This is a genomic window from Streptomyces odontomachi (genome assembly GCF_024435355.1).
In the GTDB taxonomy this organism is placed as follows: domain Bacteria; phylum Actinomycetota; class Actinomycetes; order Streptomycetales; family Streptomycetaceae; genus Streptomyces; species Streptomyces odontomachi.
In genome coordinates this window covers 625,968-650,011 of the sequence record NZ_JAMJWG010000003.1, presented here as the reverse complement: position 1 = coordinate 650,011, position 24,044 = coordinate 625,968, and the positions used below count along the sequence as shown (strand labels likewise).

17 protein-coding genes are annotated in these 24,044 nt (G+C 72.3%); 7 read left to right on the top strand and 10 right to left on the bottom strand.

Annotated elements, in window-relative coordinates:
- Positions 1–22: 22 nt before the first annotated feature.
- From NQO67_RS44545 to NQO67_RS10730, 4 genes are all read right to left on the bottom strand, one after another.
- A complete protein-coding gene (locus NQO67_RS44545; RefSeq protein WP_374118951.1) occupies positions 23–862 on the bottom strand; it encodes an eCIS core domain-containing protein in 840 nt (279 codons plus the stop codon).
- Positions 863–1,067: 205 nt separating this feature from the next.
- On the bottom strand, positions 1,068–1,754 hold the full coding sequence (locus tag NQO67_RS10740; RefSeq protein ID WP_255949573.1) for a response regulator: 687 nt from the start codon (positions 1,752–1,754) through the stop codon (positions 1,068–1,070).
- Positions 1,751–3,106, bottom strand: a complete 1,356-nt coding sequence (locus NQO67_RS10735) for a sensor histidine kinase (protein ID WP_255949572.1) — start codon at positions 3,104–3,106, stop codon at positions 1,751–1,753. The genes NQO67_RS10740 and NQO67_RS10735 overlap by 4 nt, the downstream gene beginning before the upstream one ends.
- Before the next feature lie 47 nt (positions 3,107–3,153).
- On the bottom strand, positions 3,154–3,942 hold the full coding sequence (locus NQO67_RS10730) for a hypothetical protein (protein WP_255949571.1): 789 nt from the start codon (positions 3,940–3,942) through the stop codon (positions 3,154–3,156).
- A 184-nt stretch (positions 3,943–4,126) separates the two neighbouring features.
- Here NQO67_RS10730 and NQO67_RS10725 point away from each other — a divergent pair, with 184 nt between their 5' ends.
- Genes NQO67_RS10725 through NQO67_RS10710 form a run of 4 tightly spaced genes read left to right on the top strand, consistent with a single transcriptional unit; the run spans position 4,127 to position 11,092 of the window.
- Positions 4,127–4,525: a CU044_2847 family protein gene (locus NQO67_RS10725; RefSeq protein WP_255949570.1), complete on the top strand. Its 399-nt coding sequence runs from the start codon at positions 4,127–4,129 to the stop codon at positions 4,523–4,525.
- A 2-nt stretch (positions 4,526–4,527) separates the two neighbouring features.
- Entirely contained in the window at positions 4,528–6,666 is a 2,139-nt protein-coding gene (locus NQO67_RS10720) for a VMAP-C domain-containing protein (protein WP_255949569.1), read from the top strand.
- Entirely contained in the window at positions 6,663–7,613 is a 951-nt protein-coding gene (locus tag NQO67_RS10715) for an AAA family ATPase (protein WP_255949568.1), read from the top strand. The genes NQO67_RS10720 and NQO67_RS10715 overlap by 4 nt, the downstream gene beginning before the upstream one ends.
- Before the next feature lie 2 nt (positions 7,614–7,615).
- Complete coding sequence (locus tag NQO67_RS10710) at positions 7,616–11,092, top strand: SAV_2336 N-terminal domain-related protein (protein WP_305125689.1); 3,477 nt, start codon at positions 7,616–7,618, stop codon at positions 11,090–11,092.
- 3 nt (positions 11,093–11,095) lie between these two features.
- Here the strand turns inward: NQO67_RS10710 and NQO67_RS10705 are convergent, their stop codons facing one another.
- Positions 11,096–11,923, bottom strand: coding sequence for an HNH endonuclease family protein (locus tag NQO67_RS10705; protein WP_255949566.1), 828 nt, complete (start codon positions 11,921–11,923; stop codon positions 11,096–11,098).
- Positions 11,924–11,995: 72 nt separating this feature from the next.
- Positions 11,996–12,985 (bottom strand): SAM-dependent methyltransferase, encoded by a 990-nt coding sequence (locus tag NQO67_RS10700; RefSeq protein ID WP_255949565.1) that lies wholly within the window; start codon positions 12,983–12,985, stop codon positions 11,996–11,998.
- A gap of 296 nt (positions 12,986–13,281) precedes the next feature.
- Between NQO67_RS10700 and NQO67_RS10695 the strand changes: the two genes are divergently transcribed.
- The gene (locus NQO67_RS10695; RefSeq protein WP_255949564.1) at positions 13,282–13,692 is read left to right on the top strand and encodes a helix-turn-helix domain-containing protein; all 411 of its coding nucleotides are present in this window, start codon (positions 13,282–13,284) and stop codon (positions 13,690–13,692) included.
- A 55-nt stretch (positions 13,693–13,747) separates the two neighbouring features.
- A complete protein-coding gene (locus NQO67_RS10690; protein WP_255949563.1) occupies positions 13,748–15,151 on the top strand; it encodes an FAD-binding oxidoreductase in 1,404 nt (467 codons plus the stop codon).
- Positions 15,152–15,751: 600 nt separating this feature from the next.
- Here NQO67_RS10690 and NQO67_RS10685 read toward each other — a convergent pair.
- From NQO67_RS10685 to NQO67_RS10670, 4 genes are all read right to left on the bottom strand, one after another.
- Positions 15,752–17,269 (bottom strand): dihydrolipoamide acetyltransferase family protein, encoded by a 1,518-nt coding sequence (locus NQO67_RS10685; protein WP_255949562.1) that lies wholly within the window; start codon positions 17,267–17,269, stop codon positions 15,752–15,754.
- Positions 17,270–17,281: 12 nt separating this feature from the next.
- The gene (locus tag NQO67_RS10680; protein WP_374118949.1) at positions 17,282–18,277 is read right to left on the bottom strand and encodes an alpha-ketoacid dehydrogenase subunit beta; all 996 of its coding nucleotides are present in this window, start codon (positions 18,275–18,277) and stop codon (positions 17,282–17,284) included.
- Entirely contained in the window at positions 18,274–19,497 is a 1,224-nt protein-coding gene (gene pdhA / locus NQO67_RS10675) for a pyruvate dehydrogenase (acetyl-transferring) E1 component subunit alpha (RefSeq protein WP_255949561.1), read from the bottom strand. Before pdhA ends, NQO67_RS10680 begins: the two co-directional genes overlap by 4 nt.
- 808 nt (positions 19,498–20,305) lie before the next feature.
- A complete protein-coding gene (locus tag NQO67_RS10670; protein WP_255949560.1) occupies positions 20,306–21,889 on the bottom strand; it encodes a protein kinase domain-containing protein in 1,584 nt (527 codons plus the stop codon).
- A 445-nt stretch (positions 21,890–22,334) separates the two neighbouring features.
- Here NQO67_RS10670 and NQO67_RS10665 point away from each other — a divergent pair, with 445 nt between their 5' ends.
- On the top strand, positions 22,335–23,960 hold the full coding sequence (locus tag NQO67_RS10665) for a protein kinase domain-containing protein (protein WP_255949559.1): 1,626 nt from the start codon (positions 22,335–22,337) through the stop codon (positions 23,958–23,960).
- Positions 23,961–24,044: the final 84 nt, after the last annotated feature.

Below are 24,044 nucleotides of genomic sequence, written 5' to 3'. Positions count from 1 at the left end.
GCCCTACTACCCGTACTCGACGTCACCCCTCTTGATCGCCACCGGCCTCCATACAGGCGATGAAGTCCGCATTGCTCACCGTGGGCACGCCGGAGCTGCCGGAATTCGGCAACGTGGTCGACTCGCTCGGCGCCCGCTGCACGGCGCCGTCCGCCTCGGCGCGCTGCACCGGGTGGTCACCCTCCCGGGCTCCGGCGGCGGACGACGCCGACGGCATCGGCTGGTCCATCACGGCGTGGGCGTTGGCCTCCGCTGCGCGCTCGAAACGGTCGCCGGGGTCGGAGACCTGGAGACCCGACCCGTTGTCCGTGCCGGCGACGGGCCCTTGGCGTTGCTGGACGACGTGGGTCAGCTCGTGGGCGAGCGTGTGCCTGTCGGTTCCGCCCTCGCCGATCACCACGTGGTTGCCGGACGTGTAGGCGCGCGCACCCAGCTCGGCGGCCGACGCCCTGGCCGCGGCGTCGGTGTGGAGGCGGACGTCGGAGAAGTCGGCGCCCATGCGGGCCTCCATCTCCTGCCTGAGCGGACCGTCCATCGGTCGGCCACCACCGCTCAGCACCTGGTGCACGGCGGTGCTGCGCTGTACCGGTGCCACCGGCTTCACCGGCTGGTCCTGGTGCTGTCCCTGCTCCGAGGGCTGATGCCCGCACCCGGGACCGTGCGCGTGCCGCGCCTGTTGCAGCATCCGGGAGACGGCGGCGTTCCCGGCCGTGCGTTGCAGGGCGAGGATCGACGCCGGTGACGTGTCGCCGACCACGAGCGGGTTCCGCACCGGCAGGGCAGGGCTCTTGGCGGACGGAGATGATCGCCGGGCCGGCTTCGCCCGGCGTGTCGCGTCGTGATCGTGATCGTGGGCCTGCATGGCCGCAAGTACCTCCCGTGGCACCGGTGGACCTCAAGCGAACTGCGCCTCTGTGAAGTTCAGCCCAGTCTGATCACGTTGGGCAAGGAGCCTGCGGGCACTGTTCGGTGCCCGAACGGGACACTCCGCACCGCGATCGCGGCACATCAACTGCCGTTTACATGAAGGTAGTTGGCCGGTATGTGGACGCCCTCACGTCCCGGAATCAACTCTCGGCCGGCTGAGGGCCGGCACTCACCAGCCCCGACTCATAGGCGCTGATGACCAGCTGTGCGCGATCACGCGCGCGCAACTTGCTCAGCAGGCGGCCGATGTAGGTCTTCACGGTGCCGTTGCTGAGGTGCAGGTACGCCGCGATGTCGGCGTTGGACAGGCCCCGGGCCACCAGCACCAGGACCTCGCGTTCGCGGTCGGTGAGGTCCGGCAACGACGAGACCGGCGCACGGTGCGCGTGCGGGAGGCGGGCGAACTCGGCGATGAGGCGGCGGGTCACCGACGGCGCCAGGAGGGACTCGCCGGCGGCGACGGTGTGGATGCCCGTCAACAGGGCGTCGGGGGAGGTGTCCTTGAGGAGGAAGCCGGCCGCCCCGGCGCGCAGCGCGCCGTACACGTACTCGTCGAGGTCGAAGGTGGTGAGGACGAGGATCCGGGTGCCGGCGGTCTCCGCTGATCCGGCTATCCGCCGGGTCGCCTCGATGCCGTCCAGATCGGGCATCCTGATGTCCATCAGCACCACCTCCGGGTGGAGCTGCCGCACCCGCTCGACGGCCTCGGCGCCGGTGCCGGCCTCGCCCACGGCGGTCAGCCCGGGTGCCGTGTCGACGAGCAGCCGGAAGCTGCGGCGGAGCAGGGGCTGGTCGTCGGCGACGAGCACCCGGATCGGATCGGTCATGCGGTCCCGGTCCCTTCCTTTCGGCAGGCGTTCGTGGAGTTCGCAGGTTCCGGCGGGAGAGGCCCCGGCGAGGGACGTTCCGGCGAGGGACGTTCGGGCGGGGGCAGCCGGGCCGAGACGGTGAAGCCGCCGCCGGGCCGCGGTCCCGCCGCCAGCGTCCCGCCGTACATCATCACGCGCTCGCGCATCCCCACGAGTCCGTGACCGCCCTTGAAGTCCGCCCGGTCGAGGCCCGCCCGGTCGGAACCGGCCGCACGTCCGGCGCCGTCGTCCACCACCTCGACGGCCACGCCGCCCTGCCCGTCCCCCGTGATCGTCACCTGGCAGTGCGTGCCGTCGCCGGCGTGCTTGACCACGTTCGTCAGCGCCTCCTGAACGATCCGGTACACGGCCAGCGCGGTCCCCGCGGAGAGCGCGGCGGTCAGCTGCGTGCGCCGCGTGCCGTGCGCGCCGTGCGTACCGTGCGCGCCATGCGTACCGTGCGTGCCGAGTTCGACACGGACGCCCGCCTGCTCGGCGCGCCGGACGAGCCGCGGCAGGTCGTCGAGGCCGGGCGGCGGTGCGGTCTCCGGTGCGCCGGGGGCGCGCTGATCGGTTGCGTCGCCGCGCAGTACCCCCAGCGCGCGCCGCATCTCCGTGAGCGCCTCCCGGCCGGTCCGCTCGATCGCCTGGAGGGCGTCGCGGGTCTCCTCGGGGCGTTCCTCGGCGACGTGATCGGCGACCGCCGCCGAGACGACGATCACGCTGAGGCTGTGCGAGACGATGTCGTGCAACTCCCGGGCGATGTCCAGGCGTTCCTCGGACCGCGCCTCCTCCGCCAGCCGCAGTTCCTGCCGAACCGCCCGAGCGCGCCGTTCCCGCACCACCCGGCCCGCGCCCCACGCGGCACCGACCACCAGCCAGACCAGCGCCGACGTTCCGACCGCTGCCGACCACGGTCCGGACGGCGTCAGGGCCGCCTCACCGGTGATGACCGCGAACGCCGCGACCGCCAGGGTCAGGGCCAGCGCCGCGGCGGCACGGCGAGCCGGCTCGACGAGCGCCACCGCGTACGCGGCCAGCGCCGTGGAAACGTAGGGGTCGCGGGTGATGTCGAGCAGCGTCGCAGCCGCCGAAGCGGCCAGCACCACGGCCAGGGCGGGCAGCGGGAACAGTCGCCGAACGGACAGCGGTGCGCCCACGCCGACCGCCACCAGCCAGCCCACCCACGCCGGACCGACGAAGTGGGGCAGGCCGTCGGACCCGCTCTGCCCGGCCAGGGCCCCGTACCCGACCGTCATGACGACCGCCGCGCCGACGTCGAGCACCAGCAGGTGCGGGCCCGTCCGCAGACGCCATCGCACGGTGCGCATCACACGACGGTACCGAGCGCCGCGACCGCTCCTCCTGCCTGCGCGCATCATCCCGCCTGCCCGAAGAAGAACATCGCGGTGCCCGCGAGGCCGACCAGGAGAAGTCTCCCGGCGACCGTCGCCGCCCGCGGCACCGGCCCGGTGCGCCACGCGGCCACGCCCAGCGGGACGAGCGCCACGCACAGTCCCGCGGCAGCGGCGATCGACCAGGCGGTCGTCCCCTTCAGCACGCCCAGCGGCATCGCCGACGCCAGCCCCAGGGCCGTCGCACGCAGCGGTCCGAGCACCCGCGCACGGTAGGCACCGAAGGCCAGCAGGATCCAGCCGCCCATGATGGCCGCGTTCAGGATGCTGAAGACGTGGAACGCGCCGTAGGTCGCGCTCACCGTGCGGGTCGCCGTTGCCGCTCCCTGCACGGTCACCAGGTGGAGGTCCAGGTGGTCCACACCGGCGTGGAAGGTCCGCGCGAACAGGCCGAGGACCGTGAGGACGCCGCCCCACACGGCCAGCTCCCGGAACCGTTCACCGATCCGGGCGGCGAGCAGCGTGATGCCCGGCCAGAGCAGTACCCAGCCCGCGGAGACCAGGCTGTACGAGGCCGTGACGAGGCCCGGATGGTGCTCGTACGCGCGCAGTTGCGCGGGGTAGAAGAAGTCGAAGCGGAATCGCAGCAGCACGCCGGACAGGACCAGCAGGGGCCCGACGACCAGGGAAGCGGCGCCTACCCAGCGGCCCGGGAAGACGGGAGGGACGGCAGGGGCGGGAGGGTCGGGAAGAACGGAGTTCGACCCGGCAGCCGGCTGCGACGCGGCGGTTGGCTCACTCGTGGCGGTCATGCGGCAACGATGCTGCCGCATGGCCCCCCACGTCGTCGGAGCACGGGCCACACTCCTGGATCAGACCGTGGTCGTACCGGCACGCGTGGCGGCCGCGGCCCAGTCCGCCGCCGTCAATGCATCAATGCCGTAACCGAGTTGCGCCCATACCGGCCGAAGTCGCGTGACCGGCGACAATGTGAGCGTGCCCACTTCGACTGAGACCGAGTTCGACGACGGTACGCCCGTCAGGTTCGTCCTTGCCCCCGGCACGGTGGGAGGGACCCCGGCGGACTCCGACCTTCCCGAAGGCATGGGCAGGGCCGTGCCCGTGGCCGCCGGGGGCCGTGTCGTGGCCGACGTCGCCGCCAGTGTGCTGCGCGGGGCGCTCAAGCCGCTCGGGCCGCTGCTCCAGCAGGTGCACGACGCGGCGAAGGCGACACCCGAGCCGCCCACCGAGCTGAGCGTGACCTTCGGCGTGCAGGTCGGGCAGGACCTGAAGTTCGGGATCGTGGGCGGCAGCGGTCAGGCCCACCTCACCGTCACCGCCAGCTGGAAGCCGCTCGCCGCGGACCGCCCCGACGCCACGCACACGCCGGAGTGACCTTGGGGTGGTTCACAACCCCGGCAGCGGCGCAGGCCGACCCGTCCCTGCATGTCGTGAGCATCCGGCGAGCGGCCAACGGCAACGTGGCGGGCGCGGGCTTCGTGTTGACCGCCAACACCGTGCTGACCTGCGCCCATGTCGTCAACGTCGCGTTGAACCGTGCCATGCTCGAGGACCGCTACCCGGGCGACAGCGTGGTCTCCGTCCAGTGGCGCGAACGGGAGCGGGAGCGCTCGTGTCCCGCATGGGTGGAGCACTGGATCCCGCCGCGCACGGGGCGCGGCACGGCGGTCGGCGACCATGACGACGAGTGGTTCGGTGACCTCGCCGTGCTGCGCGTCGACACGCCCGTCACCGATCTGCCCGGAGCGGCGAGCCGGGCCGCCATGGACCCCGGCCAGGAGGTGCGCGCCTGGCACGGCAACGGCCGGGCCGCCACGGTCGCCCGGCTGAACGTCGTCTCGGTGCACGGGGGGTTGGGCTACCTCGACGGGGACGCCACCGGCATGGCGGTCGGCACCGGCTACAGCGGCGGTCCCGTGTGGTCCCCTACGGACCACGCCGTCGTCGGCATGGTCGTCGCGCACTACATGCCGCCGACGGATGCCGGTGGGATGCCGCTTCCCTACAGTCCCCAGCACCTGCTGCGGCGCAGCTGGGCCCTGCCGTGGCAGCACATCGAGGACGAGCTGCGTCCCTTCGGCGTGCTCGGCCGATTCGGCCGGGCGGCCCTCGATCCCACGGACTCCGCCCTCCCGCTGCTGGTGAAGGCGATCGAGGACGCCTTGCTGTCGCCGGGCGACCGTATCGAGATCGCCCGGCGCCTGGCCCAGGTGTGCGAGGTCCAGCAGGGCAGCCTCGTCACCCCGCCCACGGCCGAGGAGATCGCCGCGTTCCTGCTGACGCATCCGCGCGCACTGGCCGCGTTCTCCGGGCTGCTGCGGCGCCCGCATCCGGAGGCCGCTGACCGCATCCTGGCCTTCGGCGCCCTCTCGGGCGTCCCGCGGCTGCTGTCGCCGCAGGAGCACACCGAGCTGCGCAAGCACCTGGACGGCCTCGACCGCGAGGTGCTCAACCGGCTCCCCGAGGCCGCACGTGCCGCCCTGCCGCACCTCGCCGAGCTGCCCCGCAGCGGCTCACTCGACGGCCTGCTCGACGACCTGGAGTCGCTGCACGGCGACGGCCGTGCCACGCCGGGGGAACGCCGGGTCCCCGCGCTGCTGCGCGTCATGGAGTACGCCGGTGCGCTCTGCCCGGTGACCAAGCGGGCGCACCTGCGGCTGTGGGCGGACGGTGTGGCCCAGCGGCTGGGCATCAACCGGACCGCGTTGGGCGAGCGCAGGTCCGACGCCCAGGAGTGGGCCCGCTCGCTGCGCGACCGCGCGCGGGTACGCGTCCTCGTCCAGGTCACCCGGGCCGACCAGGGCCGGCACGGGCTGCGCATCTGGTGCGACGAGGGCGCGGGCCCCCGCCAGGTGACGCAGGACAGCACCACCACGTACTCGGCGTCCGAGGCGGCCCGTGCGGTGCTGCGCACGCTGAACTCCCTGACGCTGCCGGACGACGACGAGCGCCCACCGCTCGTCGAGGTGCTGGTGGACCGGACCAGCCTGAACCTCCCCGTCGACGAATGGACCGCGCTGGTCCCCGGTGAACTGGTACCGGGTGTGCTCGGCGTGGAGTTCCCGCTGGTCGTGCACTGCCCGGAACTGCTGCGCCGGCACCAGCGCTTCATGCCCCACTGGCGCAGCAGGTGGAACCGGCTGGACTCCGGGGAGACCCTCGTCGTCTCGGCGGCCATGGACCAGGAGAAGATCTACACGAAACTGGTCAACCAGCTCGACACGGTCCGCGTCTGTGTCGACGTACCGCCCGACTCGCGGGACGCTGTCGTGCAGACCTGCCTCGCGCTGGGCATACCCGTGGTGGTGTGGGACCGCGAAGGGGAGAGCGCGTCGCACGTCATCACGCACACGGCCCAGACCGCCACCCGAGAGCTGCCCGACGAGATCCGCGCCTACCGCGCCGGCGCCAGTCACTGCCCGCCCGACTATCCCGGCCGTCCCGTGCTGGCCTGGGCCGACGCCGACCGACCGCTGCCGAGACTGCACCTGTCCGAACCCCAGGAGAACGTATGACCTCCGCTTCCGAGGCCCCGTGGCGACTCTTCCGCGGTGACGGTTCGGCCCGGTCCGTCACCCTGCCGTCCGCCCCGCCCTGGCGTAGCTTCACCCCTGCCCAGGCCGCCCGTCCGGAACTCCCCTACCTGATCGAGGAGCGCCACGCCAACGTCGTCAACGCCGCGCTGCACCTGCGCCGCCCCCTGCTGGTGACGGGTCCCGCGGGCACCGGCAAGTCGTCGCTGGCCCGCGCGATCGCGCACGAGCTGGGCCTCGGCCGGCTGCTGCGCTGGCCCATCAACAGCCGCTCGACCGTCAAGGACGCCCTCTACCAGTACGACGCCATCGGCCGGCTCAGGGAGACCACGCTCAGCCGGGACCGCGGCGAACGCGAGCCGTCGATCGGCACCTTCGTCCGGCTCGGCCCTCTCGGCAACGCCCTGGTGCCGTCCGCAACCCCCAGGGCCCTGCTCGTCGACGAGATGGACAAGGGCGACGTCGACCTGCCCAACGACCTGCTGACGGTCTTCGAGGAAGGCGTCTTCGACATCCCGGAGCTGAGCCGGCTCCCGGAGGACATGGCCGAGGTCGAGGTGCGCACCCACGACCACCAGGGCACCGTCCGCGTGCACCAGGGGCTCGTGCAGTGCACCGAGTTCCCCGTCGTCATCATCACCAGCAACGGGGAGCGCGACTTCCCGCCCGCCTTCCTGCGCCGCTGCATCCGGCTCGATCTGCCGGTGCCCGACAAGAAGCGGCTGTGCTCCATCGTCGCGGCGCACCTCGGCCAGGACGCGCTGCGGGACGCGGACGACCTGGTCGAGGCCTTCCTGCAACGCCGCGGCACCGAGGAACTGGCCACCGACCAGCTGCTGAACGCCGTGTTCCTGCGCACCGGCGGTGTCGACCTGGCGGCGGACGGCCTGCTGAACGCCGTACTGCACCAGCTCACCGGGGCGATGTGAGCATGGCCGGCGGCGGTGCCCGGCTCGTCGAGGCGCTGCGGGTCCTCTCGGCCTGCGGCCACGAGCTGGACGCCGACCAGGTGCTGGACGTGCTGTGGCTGGCGCGCCGCATGCCCGCCGGCCCGGACGCCCCGCTGCATCCGGACCCGGCGGAGCCGGACCCGCCGCCCACGCCACCGCCCGCTCCGGAACCGGCCCGTGACGGTCGGCAGCGCCACGCCCCGGACCCGGACGACCCCGACCTGCCCGACCTCACCAGCCCCGCGCTGTATGCGGCGGCCCGTCAGGCCCCGGTCGCCGAGATCCGGGCCGTCGCGCCGGAGCAGGAGCCGCGCAGGGCGATGCCGGTGCGGGTGCCGGAGGACAAGGCGCTGGCCGACGAGCTCCAGCTCGGCCGGGCACTGCGGCCCCTGCGCCGGCGCCACGACAGCCGGTACCGCACGGAGGTCGACGAGGAGCGAACCGCCGCCGAGCTCGCGGAGACCGGCCTGGCCGACGTGGTGGAGCGGCCGGTGCGGGAACGCTGGCTGAACCTGGTCCTGCTGGTCGACGACGGCCTGTCCATGCTGCTGTGGCACCGGCTCGGTGCGGAGCTGCGCACCCTGCTGGAAAGGCTGGGCGCGTTCGCCGTCACCCGGGTCCTCGGACTCGACACGCGCACCGCACGCCGTCCGCGGCTGCACGCCCGCCCGTTCCTGCCGGACAGCACCGAACTGCCCCTGAGCACCGTCAACGACCCGTCAGGACGGACGCTCCTGCTGGTCGTCAGCGACGGCATGGGCGCCGCGTGGCGGGACGGCACCCTGCACGGGCTGCTGGAGGAGCGCGCCGCCCACGGCCCGGTGGCGGTGCTGCACACCCTGCCGCCCGAGATGTGGGAGGCGTCCGGCATCTTCGCCGAGCGCTGGCAGGTCACCACCCGGCGGATCGGCGGCGCCAACACCGCCTGGAAGGTCGTCGACCCGGTGCTGCCGTCCGGTCTCGGCGGCTTCGACGGGGTGCCGGTGCCCGTCGTGGAACCCACCCCCGGCGCGCTCCACGACTGGGCCCGACTGCTCGCCTCGCCCGGGACCAGCGCCGTGCTGCCGCTGCTGGCCCGGCCCGGTCAGTACACCGCCCCCGCCGCACCGCGCGAGACACGCAGCGCCCAGCACTTCCGGGACGCGGCCACCCCGGAGGCGTACCGGCTGGCGGCGCACCTGGCCGCGGTCTCCCCGCTGACGGTGCCCGTGATGCGGCTGGTGCAGCGGGCCGTCCCGTGGCCGGCCAGGACCTCCCACCTCGCGGAGGTGTTCCTCGGCGGACTCCTCCAGCCGCATCCCGCACCGGTGGCCGGTCCGTTGCCCGCGAAGCACCGGGTCTTCGACTTCTCCGAGGCGTCCAAGAGCACCCTCCTGGACGCCGTCCCGCAGGGCGAACTCCTGCGTACCAGTGGCGACATCGGACGTCACCTGGAAGAACTCGTCGGCAGGTCACCCGACTTCCCGGCCTGGCTCGCCCACCCCGAAGGGCCCGCCGACCTGCCCGGTTCGCACCAGCCGTTCACCAGCGTGGAACGGCGGCTGCTCACCAGGTTCGGCATATCTCTCGGCGGTACGGCGGGCGCCGCGGGCACACCGCACGCAGCGGCCGTCGCCGACGCGGACGACTGGGCGCCGCTCACCGAGGACGACCCTCGGGAGCTGGGCGAATACACCTTGAGAGGGCGCCGGCGAGGCCGCCGCACCACCGTCTACCTGGGCACCGACGAGCAGGGCGACATGGCGGCGCTGCGGGTCCAGCGACCTGACTGGGCGACCGCGAATACCCGGCTGTTCATGACCGAAGTGGAGGCGCTCTCCCGGCTCCAGGGGCAGTACGCCCCCCACCTGCTCGTCACCGAGTACAACGGCTCGCCGCCCTGGATCGCGATGACGCTGATCGCCGACCCGGACACCCCGACCGCCCAGCCGCCCCGGCTCGGAGAGATCTTCACCCAGGCCATGGCGGACAGCACCGCCCCGTTCGACACCCTCCGCGGGCTCCTCGTCGGCTGCTACCTCGCCAACGCCCTCGCCCTGTGCCACGCCAACGGACTCGTGCCCGCCGACTTCGGCCCCGACAGCGTCTTCGTGCTGCGCCGCACCATCGTCCTGGCGGATCTGTCGGACTGCGTCATCGACGGCGAGTACCCCCTCGCCGGGCCGGTCCCCACCCCCGCGGACAACGTGCACTCCCTCGGTGAACTGCTCCAGTTCATCAGCAGCAAGGCGGGCTGGGACATGCCGGGCATGCCGGACGGGATGCACCTGTGGCAGGGCGACACCTGGGAGAGCCTCCGGCGGATGGTGTCGCGGTGCCTCGACGCGGATCCGGCGCAGCGACCGGCGGCCAGCGAAGTCGCCGAACTCCTGGCCCGGTACGTCGCCCAGAGCCGCTTTCAGCACGGCGGCGAGCAACCGGTCGCGCCGGCCCCCGTGGCGGTGCCGGCGCGGGTGCCGCTCGCCGTACCCCCGCCGCCCGCCGGAGCCGACCGGCCGAGACCGCCGGAGCTGCGCCTGCCCCGTTTCGGAGCCGCCCGCCGTGCCGCCGAGGCACGCCTGGCGCGGCTGCGCGCCCCGTTGCGGTACGGCAGACGGCTGACCCTGGTCGGCGCCGACCGCTACAGCGGCCGGGCCACCACGACGATGGTGCTCGGCTCGCTGCTCGCCACCGCGCGCGGTGAACCGGTCCTGGCACTGGACGGCGCCCCGTCCGAGGGAGCGCTCGACGCCTTCCTCACGATCACGCACCGCAACGAGGCGGTGCTGCGGACCCTCGCCGCGCTACCGCCGAACCCTTCGCACGACCAGGTCCGTGCCTGCACCACCCGGCTGTCGTCGGGCCTCGAAGTGGTGGCGCACCGCGGCGGGCACTTCACCGTCAACCCCGCCCACGCGGCGGAGTACGCCCGCGTGCTGGAGCGCACCGCGCCGCACTACCCCTTCGTGCTCACCGACTGGGAGCCGCTGTACGTCGACCGGTCGGCGGACGTGGTGCTGGACCGCACCGACCGGTTGATCCTGTGCTGCGGCAGCGCCGACCGGTTCCTCGATGGGGCGGTGCGCGCCCTGGACGCGGTGTGGGACGCCGGGCACGAGCGGCTGGTGAACGAGGTGATCGTGGTGGCGGCCGAGCTGAACGGCCGCGCTCCCCGTGACCTGCCGGCGGTGCTCGCCCAGCACCTCGGCATCGCTCCCGAGCAGGTGGTGCAGGTCCCGTTCGATCCCGTCCTGCAATCGGCGCACTGGGACCTGGACCGGCTGCGGGCGGCCACGACGAGCGCGTTCCTGGAACTCGCCGAGCTGGTCATGAGCGGGCCAGGACCGGAAGCCGGGGCCGAGCCGGATGCGGAACCCGGGTCCGGGGCCGGCCCCGGAAGCCCCTTGAACCCCGGAAACCCCGCAAACCCCGGAAACACCGGAAACACCGGAAACACCGGAAACACCGGAAACGACTGACCGTCAGCCGTCGCACTGCGCCAGCATCACCCGCTTGTCGGCAGCCGTCACAGGAAGGTCGTACGTCAGCGACACCTGGGCGAAGCGCAGCGAGTAGGCGCAGCGGATCTGCTTGTTCGGGGGCAGCCAGGACGCCGGGCCCGAATCGCCCTTGGCGGCGTTGGTCGGGCCGTCGCTCGGGATCAGGTTGAGCGGGTCGTTGGCGATGGCCTCCCGCTTGCTCTTCGGCCACTGCGCCGCGCCCATCTGCCAGTCGTACGACAGGGGCATGACGTGGTCGATCTGCACCGTGGTGGCGCGGGACTTGGTCCACCGGATGGTCTTGCCGGTGTACGGGTCGTGCAGCGTCATGGCGGTGACCACGCAGTCGGAGCCGGAGCGGAAGCGCAGGTCCTGGCCGTCGCGGCGGAGCAGGTCGTTGCGGGTGTCACAGCCGTTGTGCGCCAGCGGGACACCGTCGGCCGTGTCCATCCACGCGTAGCCGAACTCGTCGCGTTCGTAGCCGGTCCTGGGCCCGCGGCCCTTGGTGCGTAGCTGGTCGATGACCCGGCGGGCCGACACCCGGTCGTCCAGGGTCGTGATCGGGGCGAGGCCCGGCTTCGTGCCGTGCGGGTTCTTCAGCGGGCTGGTGGGGTGGCCGGCCTGGGCGGGCGCCTTCGAGGGCAACTCCGAGGGCGTCTTCGAGGCACCGGAGGATGCGCCGGCGGACGAGGAGGAGTGCGCGGGGGCCGGGTCGTCGCCCGGCGTCTTGCATGCGGAGGCTGCCAGGAGCAGCCCGGGTATGAGGAGCAGGGTGGGCACCCGCCCCTGCCTGCGTGGTCTCGTGGACACCGGTCGCTCCCCCACTCTCCCGCCCGGTCGGGCGTACCCGCCCCGGTCGGGACGGACCCCCTCATCATCCGGTCACGCCCCCGGATGGCAACACACCGTGCCGGGAACCGCCCGACTTCGGCCGGTTGGCTTCGCCGTCGGCCGATCAGTTTCCGCCTCAGCCAATGGGTTTCGGCCCCCGTGCGCGGACCGCGGTGCGGGCCCCGGTGCGGGCCCGGCGCGGACCGCGGTCAGGAAACCGCCACCGGACGGCCCCGACACCGGACGACCGGACGAGCCCGGCACCAGCCGACCATAGGAAGCGGCCACGTCGACACGGTCATGGAGACGCGCCTGCCAACCGTGCGCACGGAGCCGGGCGGGCGCCTCCGTCCCCAGTCCGCCCTTCCACAACGCCCGGTAGGGATCCATCGAGGGAAGCCGCCACGCCTGGGCGAGCAGCGCCGAGTCGGCGATATGGCCATACTCGAAGGCGAGTCGACCACCCGCCGCGGACAGCGCGCTCACCCCCGCCACCAGCCCCTCCGCGGCCTCGGGCGTGAGATAGACCAGCAGCCCCTCCGCCAGCCAGGCGGTCGGCGCAGCACGGTCGAACCCGGCCGCGACCAGCGCATCCGTCCACGGCTCACGCAGATCGGCCGGCACGACCACGCGCTCACACCCCGACGGCTCGACGCACCCGGCGAGCAACGGCTCCTTGAAGGCGAACACCTCGGGCAGGTCCACCTCGAACACCCGCGTCCCGGCAGGCCACGCCAACCGCAGCGCCCGGGTGTCGAGACCGGCGGCGAGCAGCACCACCTGACGGCACCCCGCCTCGGCAGCGGCCAGCAGGTAATCGTCGAAGAACCGCGTGCGCAGCACCCCGTGATGGGCGAAGGCCATGCCCAGCTCGGCCATCGGCCCCAGTGCGGCGAACGCACCACCTCCCGCGGGCTCTTCGGGGAACGCCCCCGGCGCGGCATCCAGAAAGCGCTGCGCATACGGGTCGTCAAACAGCCGATCCGACCGCCGGCTCTCACCCGCGCGCACCGCCGCCACCCCCAGCGCCGTCTTCGCCACACCCCGCAGGACCTCATCGGATCCCATGCCCGCCCCCTCGACGACCGGCCCTCGCGTACCGGCCGGCCACGACAGTCGCCACCGCCCGACTACCTACATCGCCAACGATACATCGCCACAGATGCATTAACCCATCAAGACATCGAGGCATCAAGGCATCGAGGCATCAAGGCATCAAGGCATCAAGACTTCAGGTCGCTTACACCTCCGCGCCGACTACATCGCCGGCGCTACATCGCCGGCGCTACATCGCCGGCGCTACATCGGCGGCGATGCAACCTTGTAAGATCCACCGCATGGACGGCGGCGGACTGCACCGGCTCGGGAAGCGGCTGATCGAACTGTCCTCCCAGGTCACCGGCGAGAGCGGCGACCTTTCACTGACGCCCGGCGAGGCCGCTGCGCTGGAGGACGTCATCAAGCATCCGGACAGCTCGATCAGCGAGATCCAGCAACGGACGGGCTTCGTGCAGAGCCATGTCTCGGCATCGGTGTCCCGGCTACGGAAGCGGGGCCTCGTCCAGGCCTCGCCCGACCCGCACGACGGGCGCCGCACGCGCATCCGCGTCGCGGACGGCACCCTGCACGCGATCAGCCGCCGCGCGGCCCGCGACATCGGCGAGGCGGTCGCCCGCGCCGTTCCGGACCCCGACCGAGCCCGCCGGGCGACGGCACTCCTGGAGGAGCTGGCCGAGCTCCTGCTGTGATGCGGAGCGGCACGACGCCTGCATGTCGACCCACACATCGGGCATAAAGCCCAATATGGGCATAGGACACATCGACGACACCGCCGCGCTCACCGTACTGCGGGACGGATTCGAGGGCACTCTGCTCACCCCCTACGACCCGCCCTACGACGAGGCACGCACGATCTTCAACGCGATGATCGACCGGCGTCCGGCCGTCATCGCCCAGTGCGAGACCCCACGGGACGTCGCCGCAGCCATCCGCTACGGGCGCGAGCACGGCCTGGACATCGCGGTACGCGGGGGCGGTCACAGCGTCGCCGGGCAGGCCGTGGTCGACGAGGGCCTCGTCATCGACCTGCGCCGGATGAACCGGGTCGTCGTCGACCCCGAGGCCCGCGTCGCCACCGTCGGCGGCGGCGCCACCATGAGCGACCTCGACCGGGCCTGCCAGCCGCACGACCTGGTGACCACCGGCGGCCGCGTCTCCACCACGGGCGTCGGCGGGTTCACGCTCGGCGGCGGATCCGGATGGCTGGACCGCAAGTACGGGCTGGCCTGCGACAACCTGCTCTCGGTCGACCTGGTCACGGCCGACGGCGGCTTCGTCAGGGCGAGCGAGGACGAGAACCCCGAACTGTTCTGGGCGCTGCACGGCGGCGGCGGCAACTTCGGCGTGGCGACGTCGTTCGCCTTCCGGCTCCACCGGCTGCCGTCGCTCACCGCGGCGCTGATGTTGTGGGACGCCGCGGAGGGCCCACGGGTGCTGCGCGCCTACCGCGACTTCCTCCAGGACGCGCCGGACGAGATCGGCGGCGGGATCCTGTTCCTCACCGCGCCGCCGGAGGAGTTCGTACCGGAACACCTGGCCAACCGGCTCGCCTGCCTGATGCTGGTCACCTACGCGGGTGAGGAGGCGGCGGGGCGCGCGGCGACCGCGCCGATGCTCGAACTCGGCCATCAGGGCGGGATGATCAGCCAACTGCCCTACGCCGAGGTCCAGTGCATGTTCGACGACCCGCCCGGCTACCGCAACTACTGGTCGGCCGAGTACCTTGCGTCCTTCCCGGACGAGGCCGTGGACCGGTTCTGCGCCCGCGCCGACGACATGGTCGTACCGTCACCGTCGCAGCACGTGCTGTTCCCGCAGGGCGGCGTCGCCGCGCGGACCGGGGGCGACTTCCCGCTGCCGTGGCGGCAGGCGCCGTGGGTGGTGCACCCCTTCGGCATGTGGAGCGATCCGCACGACGACGAGCGGGGCATACGGTGGGCCCGCCGGACCCGGGCCGACCTGGAGCCGTGGTCCACCGGTGCGGTGTATCTCAACTTCATCGGCGACGAAGGTGCGGGGCGGCGCCTCGCGGGCTACGGCGCCGATCACTATCGCCGGCTCGCCACGGTGAAGTCGGCGTACGACCCGAACAACGTGTTCCGCTTCAACCACAACGTGCCCCCTGACGGGGCGCAGCGTCTCCCGTGACCTTCCGGTCAACGGCCACCACGCCGTAGCCCCCGCCGGCCGGTGACGACCTCTCGCCCTCGTCGTGGGCGGTCGCGCCCGCGCGGCGAAGCCGCAGAGTGTCACAGCCCCGCGCCCCTTATACGTGGGCACTACGTGCCCGACACGGGGCCCAGGGGGGCGCAACGCGCCCACACCCTAGGGGCGCGGGGAACTGCGCGAGCAACCACCCACCGGCCGGCGGCCCGAACACGACAGAAACAGCCCCCTCGGGACAGTGACGACCCGACGGCCTCGTCGTGCCCGGTCGCGCAGTTCCCCGCGCCCCTGATAGGTGGGCACTACGTGCCCAACACAAGCCCCCAAGGGGGACGCAACGCGCCCACCCCTCTAGGGGCGCGGGGAACTGCGCAAAACCCCCCACCCGCCAACGGCCAAGACACAACACAAACCACCCCACCCCCAGGGGCGCGGGGAACTGCGCAAAACCCCCCACCCGCCGACGGCCGGGACACGACGCAAACGGCCCCGCCCGGCCGGCCGGCAAGGACCCGACCCGCAGGGGTCCCGCCGAGACCGAGGAGCCCCCCTAGGGGGGACAGGGGGGAGGGAGTTTGGGGGCTACCCCCAAGTGATCAACCGCTTGGGTTCCTCCAGAACCGCCGCCACATCCGCCAACACCTTCGACCCCAGTTCGCCGTCGACCAGGCGATGGTCGAAGGACAGGGCCAGCGTGGTGACCTGGCGTGGCTTGACCTTGCCCTTGTGGACCCACGGCTGCGCCTTGATCGCGCCGACCGCCAGGATCGCCGACTCGCCGGGGTTGAGGATCGGCGTGCCGCTGTCGATGCCGAAGACGCCGACATTGGTGATCGTCACCGTGCCGCCCTGCATGGCACCGGGGGACGTGCGGCCCTCGCGTGCCGTGCCGACGAGGTCCGCGAGGGCCTCGGCCAGCTCCGGCAGGGTCTTGGCGTGCGCGTCCTTGATGTTCGGCACGATGAGGCCGCGTGGCGTGGCCGCGGCGATGCCCAGGTTCACGTAGTGCTTCTGGACGATCTCCTGGTTGGCCTCGTCCCAGGAGGCGTTGACCTCCGGGTTCCGCTTGATCGCGACGAGCAGGGCCTTGGCGATCAGCAGCAGCGGATTGATCCGCAGACCGGTCAGGCCGTACTTGTCGGCGTCCCGCTTCAGCTCGTCGACGAGCTTGACGGTGCGGGTCACGTCCACCGTGACCCACTCGGTGACATGCGGCGCGGTGAACGCGGAGCCGACCATCGCCTGCGCGGTCGCCTTCCGCACCCCCCGGACGGGAATCCGGGTCTCCCGGCCGGCCGCGTCGGCCAACGCAGCCGCCGGGACGGACGGCTCGCCCGTCACCTGCTGCTCGGCCCGTGCGACCCGCTCGGCGCCGGGTCGGCCGGCCGGCGCCGCCGCGGGCGCCTGCGTGGCCGCGGCGTGCACGTCCTCGCGGGTGATGATCCCGTCGGGTCCGGACGGCACGACGGACGTCAGGTCGACGCCCAGGTCCTTGGCCAGCTTGCGCACCGGCGGCTTCGCGAGTGGCCGTTCGCCCGGGACGCTCGCGGGAGCCGGCGGCGCCTCGGCAGGGGCCGCCGGCACGGCGGACGGTGCCGCCGGGGGTGCGGTGTCCACGTGACCGTTCAGTTCGGCCTGGACGGCGTCGGCCGCGGGTGTCGCGGCAGCGGTGGCGGCCGGGGCCTTGCGCGGGCGGCGTCTGGTGGTGGACTGCGAGACGCCGTAGCCGACCAGGACCGGCTGGCGGCCCTCCGGCTCGGCATCGGCGGCCCCCGCCCCTTCGCCCGCACCGGCCGCTTCGTCCGCGGCGTCGGACGGCCCGCCCGCCGCGCCCCCGGCCACCTCGACGGCGATGATCGCCTGACCGACGTCGACCGTGGTGCCCTCGGGGAAGTGCAGGTCACGCACCACGCCGTCGAACGGGATCGGCAGCTCGACGGCGGCCTTGGCGGTTTCGACCTCGCAGACCACCTGGCCGTCCGTGACCGCCTCACCCGGCTGTACGTACCACTTCAGGATCTCGGCCTCGGTGAGCCCCTCGCCCACGTCGGGCATCTTGAATTCGCGCACGGATCCGCTCGCGCTGGTCGCCTTGCTCATCCTCACGCCCCCTCAGTAGGCCAGCGACCGGTCGACGGCGTCGAGCACCCGGTCCAGGCCCGGAAGGTACTCCTCCTCGAGACGCGCCGGCGGATACGGGGCGTGATAGCCGCCAACCCGCAGCACGGGCGCCTCCAGGTGGTAGAAGCAGCGCTCCGTGATACGCGCCGCGAGCTCCGCGCCGGTGCCCAGGAACACCGGGGCCTCGTGCACCACGATGAGCCGGCCGGTCTTCTCCACGGAACGCTGCACGGTGTCGAAGTCGATCGGCGACATGGAACGCAGGTCGACCACCTCAAGAGAGGTGCCTTCCTCCTCGGCGGCGGCCGCGGCCTCCAGGCAGACCTTCACCATCGGCCCGTAAGCGGCGAGCGTGGCGTGACCGCCCTCGCGGGCCACCCGGGCGGCGTGCAGCGGCGCCGGGATCGCCTCCCGGTCCACCTCGGACTTGTCCCAATACCGTCGCTTGGGCTCGAAGAAGATCACCGGGTCGTTGCTCTGGATGGCCTGCTGCATCATCCAGTACGCGTCGGCCGCGTTACTGGGGGAGACCACCTTCAGGCCGGCGACGTGCGCGAACAGCGCCTCGGGAGACTCGGAGTGGTGCTCGACCGCGCCGATGCCGCCGCCGTAGGGGATCCGGATGACGACGGGCAGCTTGACCTTGCCGAGGGCCCGTGCGTGCATCTTCGCGAGCTGGGTGACGATCTGGTCGTAGGCGGGGAAGACGAAGCCGTCGAACTGGATCTCCACCACCGGACGGTAGCCCCGCAGCGCGAGACCGATCGCGGTGCCGACGATGCCGGACTCGGCCAGCGGGGTGTCGATCACCCGGTCCTCGCCGAAGTCCTTCTGGAGGCCGTCGGTGACGCGGAAGACGCCGCCGAGCTTGCCGACGTCCTCGCCCATGACGATGACCTTCGGGTCGGCCTCCAGCGCGGTGCGCAGCGACTCGTTGATCGCCCGGGCCAGCGGCAGGGTCTGCGGCTTCGATACGGACGTGGTCACCGGTCCCCCTCGGCTTCGGCGTCGGCGAACGATGCCTGGTAGGCCGCGAACTGGGCGCGCTCCTCGTCGACCAGCGCATGCCCGTCCGCGTATGCGTGCTCGAACATGGCCAGTGGTTCGGGATCAGGCATCGCCCGCACCACCTCACGCACTCTCCTGCCCAACACTTCACTCTCCGCATCGAGGTCCGTGAAGAACCCCTCGTCCACGTCGTGCTCGGACTCCAGATGGGCGCGCAGTCGCGCGATCGGGTCCTTGGCCTCCCAGGCCTCCTCCTCCTCGGCGGGGCGGTAGCGCGTGGGGTCGTCGGAGGTGGTGTGCGCACCCATGCGGTACGTGTACGCCTCCACGAGCGTCGGTCCCTCGCCGCGCCGGGCGCGCTCCAGCGCCCACCTGGTCACCGCGAGGCACGCCAGCACGTCGTTGCCGTCCACGCGTACGCCGGGGAACCCGAAGCCCCGTGCACGCTGGTACAGCGGCACCCGGGTCTGCCGCTCGGTGGGCTCGGAGATCGCCCACTGGTTGTTCTGGCAGAAGAACACCACCGGGGCGTTGTAGACCGCGGCGAACGTGAAGGCCTCGGCGACGTCGCCCTGGCTGGAGGCACCGTCGCCGAAGTAGGCGATCACCGCCGAGTCGGCGCCGTCCTTGGTGATCCCCATCGCGTAACCGGTGGCGTGCAGGGCCTGGGAGCCGATGACGATCGTGTACAGGTGGAAGTTGTTGGAGTTGGGGTCCCAGCCGCCGTTGTTCACGCCGCGGAACATGCCCAGCAGGTTGGTCGGGTCGACCCCGCGGCACCAGGCGACGCCGTGCTCGCGGTAGGTCGGGAAGACGTAGTCGTCCTCGCGGGTGGCACGGCCGGAGCCGATCTGCGCCGCCTCCTGGCCCAGCAGGGACGCCCACAGGCCCAGTTCGCCCTGGCGTTGCAGGGCGGTGGCCTCGGTGTCGAAGCGGCGGGTGAGCACCATGTCCCGGTACAGACCGCGCAGCTGCTCGGCGGTGACGTCCGCGACGAGGCCGGCGAACTCGGCCAGTGGGGGCACATCCGGTGCACTGCCCGCCGTGCGGGTGCGCGAGCCACGGGTGCTCTTGGGGGTGACCCGCTTGCCCTCGGGAGTCAGTAGCTGAACGAGGTCCGGGTCAGACGTGGCACCTGGCGGTTTCTTCGCGCCAGTGCTCTTGCGTGGCCTGCGCGCGGCAGTGCTCTCCACGGTCACGTGTTGCTCCTCCGTCGGTCCGGCCCCCGGGATCACCGGGAACTGGGAACACCTCTCCGGCTCGGGTGAGCAGGAGAGATACGGTGCGCCCGCTCCCGGTCCCCGCACGGGGGTGGGTGCGACTCGGCCGGGAAGCAGGCGTGAGGGATGCTCCGGCGAGTGCCCTGCACAAGGCACGTTACCCAGATGTGCGTATATCTGGGAAACCCTGCTGACCTGCGATTTTGCTTTGATTTCCTAGTAAAGAGCGAGATTCGCCCAGCCGTCGCTGGTCACGACGGCGAACGCCTCTCGCCCGAAGCCTCGCAGGGCGCCGGAACACCGGCACGTTATCCCGGCAACCGGACCAGTGGAAGACAACGGGTCTCCCGCCCCGCCGCCCCCGCCTGGCCCGATCGGCCCACGCGCCCGACGCGGCCCCCTTCGGCCGGTGACGACCCGACGGTCCCGTCGGGGCTGGTCGCGCAGTTCCCCGCGCCCCTGGGGCCCCGGTGTGGGCACGAAGTGCCCACCTAAGGGGCGCGGGGAACTGCGCGAGCAACCCACCACCCGCCAGGTGGTCCGAACACAACACAAAGAGCCCCCTTGCGACTGATGGCGCCGAAGGCGCTACAGAGGGGCGCGGGGAACTGCGCGAGCAACAAGCCACCGGCCGGTGGTCCGGAGACGACCGAAACAGCCCCACCGGGCCCGTGACGACCCGCAGGGTCGCATCGTGGCCGATCGCGCAGTTCCCCACGCCCCTACGGGCGCGCCCCGCGGCGGAGCCGCAAACCGTCACGGCCCCGCGCCCTGGACGGGCGAGGGCTCAGCCCGCGCCCCCGGCTTCGCCGGTGCCCGCGGTGTCGCCGCCGCCACTCGTCGGGTCCCCGGTCTCCGTCGCCGGCGGCGTCGACGGCGGCGGCGACTTCGTCGGGGGCTTCTGGCTCTTGGTGGGGCGGTCGCTATGGGTGGGGTCGTCCGACGGCGTGGTCTGCGACGGCGTCGGATCCGACGTGTCGCTGTTGGTCGGAGACGTCGACGGGGTGTAGTCGGTGTCGCCGCCTCCGCTGTCACCCGGCTGGGTGGCGGTGCCGGTGTCCTGGTCGCCGGGCTGCTGGCCCTGGTGCTGGTCGTCGGTGTGGGTGGCGGTCGGCGAGTGATCGGTGTCGGGCGAGCCGCCGCCGCCCATGTTCTGCAACGCCAGAGCGACGCCGGCCGCGATGACGATCACCGCGAGCACCGCCCACAGCCAGGCCTTCCCGCGGCGCCCGCCACCGCCGGCGCGGTGACCGCCGTCGTAGCCGCGGCTGTCGTAGCCGTCGAAACCGCCGTCGTCACGTGCCGGACGGGGCAGCACGGGCTGCGGCGCGGTACCGGACGAGGGGTGCTGCCGGGCCGTCGGGCCGAGGCCCATGGCCGGGGTGTTGCCGCCCTCGTGCATCTCCACGGGGCCGGTGCTCCAGGTGCCGGTGTGGCCGCCGTGCTCGTGGAGCATCTGGAGCGCGTACTGCACCAGGCCGCGCATCTCCTCGGCGGTCTGGAAGCGGTCGTCCGGCTCCTTGGCCAGCGAGCGCATGACAAGCCCGTCCAGCTCCGGCGGCACCCCCACCTCCCGCCGCGACGGCGGCACCGGCGGGTCCTGGACATGCTGGTAGACCACGGACAGCGGGGTCTCGCCGGTGAACGGCGGACGCAGCGCGAGCAGTTCGTAGAGCAGGCAGCCGGTCGCGTAGAGGTCGGAGCGGTGGTCGACGGTCTTGCCGAGCGCCTGCTCGGGGGAGAGGTACTGCGGGGTGCCCATGACCATGCCGGTCTGGGTCATGGTCTGCTGCGCGCCGTGCAGGGCGCGCGCGATGCCGAAGTCCATCACCTTGACGGCACCGCTGTTGGTGATGATCACGTTGGCGGGCTTGATGTCGCGGTGCACGATGCCGTGCTGGTGCGAGTACGCCAGCGCCTCCAGCACCCCGGACACGATGATCAGCGCCTGCTCGGGGCCCGGCGCCTCCGCGTTCAGCAGCAGGTCACGGATGGTGCTGCCCTCGACCAGCTCCATGACGATGTACGGGACGGTGCTCCCGGCGACGACGTCCTCACCGGAGTCGTAGACCGCCACCACCGCGTGGTGGTTGAGCCCGGCGACCGACTGCGCCTCGCGCGTGAAGCGGGCCTTGGAGACCGGGTCCTCGGCGAGGTCGGAGCGGAGCAGCTTGACGGCGACGGTGCGGCCGAGCCGGACGTCCTCGGCGGCGAACACCTCGGCCATGCCACCCCGGCCGAGTCTGCGGGTCAAGCGATATCGGCCGTCTCCGACCAGCCCGCCGTTCCCCCACATCTCCGGCGTCTCTGACATTCCACCGCCAGTCGCCTCGGGGTCGGACGGGCCCTGAGCGCGCTGCGTCTGTGCCATCGGTCCTCGCCGTCGTTTCTGCCCGCGTTCGTGCGGCGGTGCTTCCGCGCCCGCGCGGTGGTTGTTACGGTTTGCTCCCCCAGGACCAGGTCTGGAGGAGCCAAGCCCGGAGGTACCCCCGCCACGCTACAACCTCCGCGCGCCGGGCCACCCCGAGCTGTGCGCATCGGGCCGCCCGGAAACAGGCATGCCGATGCGGCCGCCCACAGGGGATCGGCCATCAAACCGTCTGCCGCCCGGCCGCGCAACTCCCGCAGGCCGTGCGACCGCTCGTTGGGACCCTGTAACGCTTCCGCGACGCTTCTTGCCCGTAGGGTCACGGAACGGGCATCGAACTTGACGTGTCAGGGCCCTCGGGCAGACTTGGCCTGGATTAAGGCAATCGATCAGCAACCGCGGAGCATCCGAGGCGGCTACCGCCCGGCGCCGATGGGGGACGCAGAACATGAGCCAGGACGGCGCACAGGGCCGGTACGCGGGGCGTTCCGTGGCCGGCGGACGGTACCAGCTGCGCGACCTGCTCGGCGAGGGCGGCATGGCCTCCGTTCATCTGGCCTACGACGCCGTACTCGACCGTCAGGTCGCCATCAAGACCCTGCACACCGAGCTCGGTCGCGAGCAGGCCTTCCGCGAGCGGTTCCGCCGCGAGGCGCAGTCCGTGGCGCGGCTCACCCACGCCAACATCGTCTCCGTCTTCGACACCGGCGAGGACGAGCTCGAAGGCATCGGCACCACCCCGTACATCGTCATGGAGTACATCGAGGGCCGCCCGCTCGGCTCGGTACTCGACGAGGACATCCGGCAGTACGGTGCGATGCCCGCCGACAAGGCGCTGAAGATCACCGCCGACGTCCTCGCCGCGCTGGACATCAGCCACGAGATGGGCCTGGTGCACCGGGACATCAAGCCGGGCAACGTGATGATGACCAAGCGCAACGTCGTGAAGGTCATGGACTTCGGCATCGCACGCGCCATGCAGTCCGGGGTCACCTCGATGACGCAGACCGGCATGGTCGTCGGCACCCCGCAGTACCTCTCCCCCGAGCAGGCCCTGGGCCGCGGCGTCGACGCACGCTCCGACCTGTACTCGGTCGGCATCATGCTGTTCCAGCTGGTCACCGGCCAGCTGCCGTTCAACGCGGACTCCCCCCTGGCGATCGCCTACGCGCACGTCCAGGAGGAGCCGGTCGCCCCGTCCACGATCAACCGCGCGCTGCCGCCCGCCGTGGACGCCCTGATCGCCCGCGCCCTGAAGAAGAATCCGAACGAACGTTTCCCCAGCGCCGACGCCATGCGTGACGAGTGCCTGCGGATCGCGCAGTCGCTGGCCCCGGCGGCCCCGAGCATCGTGCCCGGCGTGCAGGCGAACAACGGCTCGGGCGTCGGCTCGGCGGTCTTCCCCCCGCTCGACCAGTCCTCGCAGGCGCCCTCCGGCCAGGTCCAGACGCCGTACAACCCGGGCGCCTTCGGCGCCCCCACCCCGGCGCCCACGCCGGGCTACGGCTACCCGCAGCAGCAGGGGTACCAGACGCCCGCGCCGTCCCCGTACAATCCGGGCGCCCAGACCCCGGCGCCGTACCAGATCTCGCCCCAGCCGGCGACGACGCAGTCGGCGAGCGGCGGCGGCCGCAAGAGCAACATGCCGCTGATCGTCGGCTCGATCGTGGTGGCCCTGGTCGCCATCGGCGGCCTGATCACCGCCCTGACCCTGAACGGCGGCGACGACGGCAAGGGCGGCACGGGCGACTCGTCCGCCTCGTCCGCCTCCCATGTCGCCGGGTACCGCGGCCCCGACGTGTCGAAGACGATCGACCCCATCGAGTGCAAGGAACCGGACGAGTCCGGCGACGACGCGAACAAGATCCAGGTGCCCGACTTCACCTACAAGAACTGGAACTCCGTCCTCGCGTGCCTCCAGGCGGCCGGCTGGAAGTACCAGCGGAACGACTACGACGAGAACACCTACGGCGCGGACACCGTCATGCGGCAGACACCCGAGGCGGGCACGGACGTCGACCCCAACAACATGCCGAAGATCCAGTTCGACGTCTCGACGGGGAACCCGCAGTAACGGCTCCGGCGGGCCGCCTCGGCCGGTCGCGGCGGCCGGCCCGGGGTGCGGTGCGACAGTGCGAAGTGACAGTCGGTACGACAG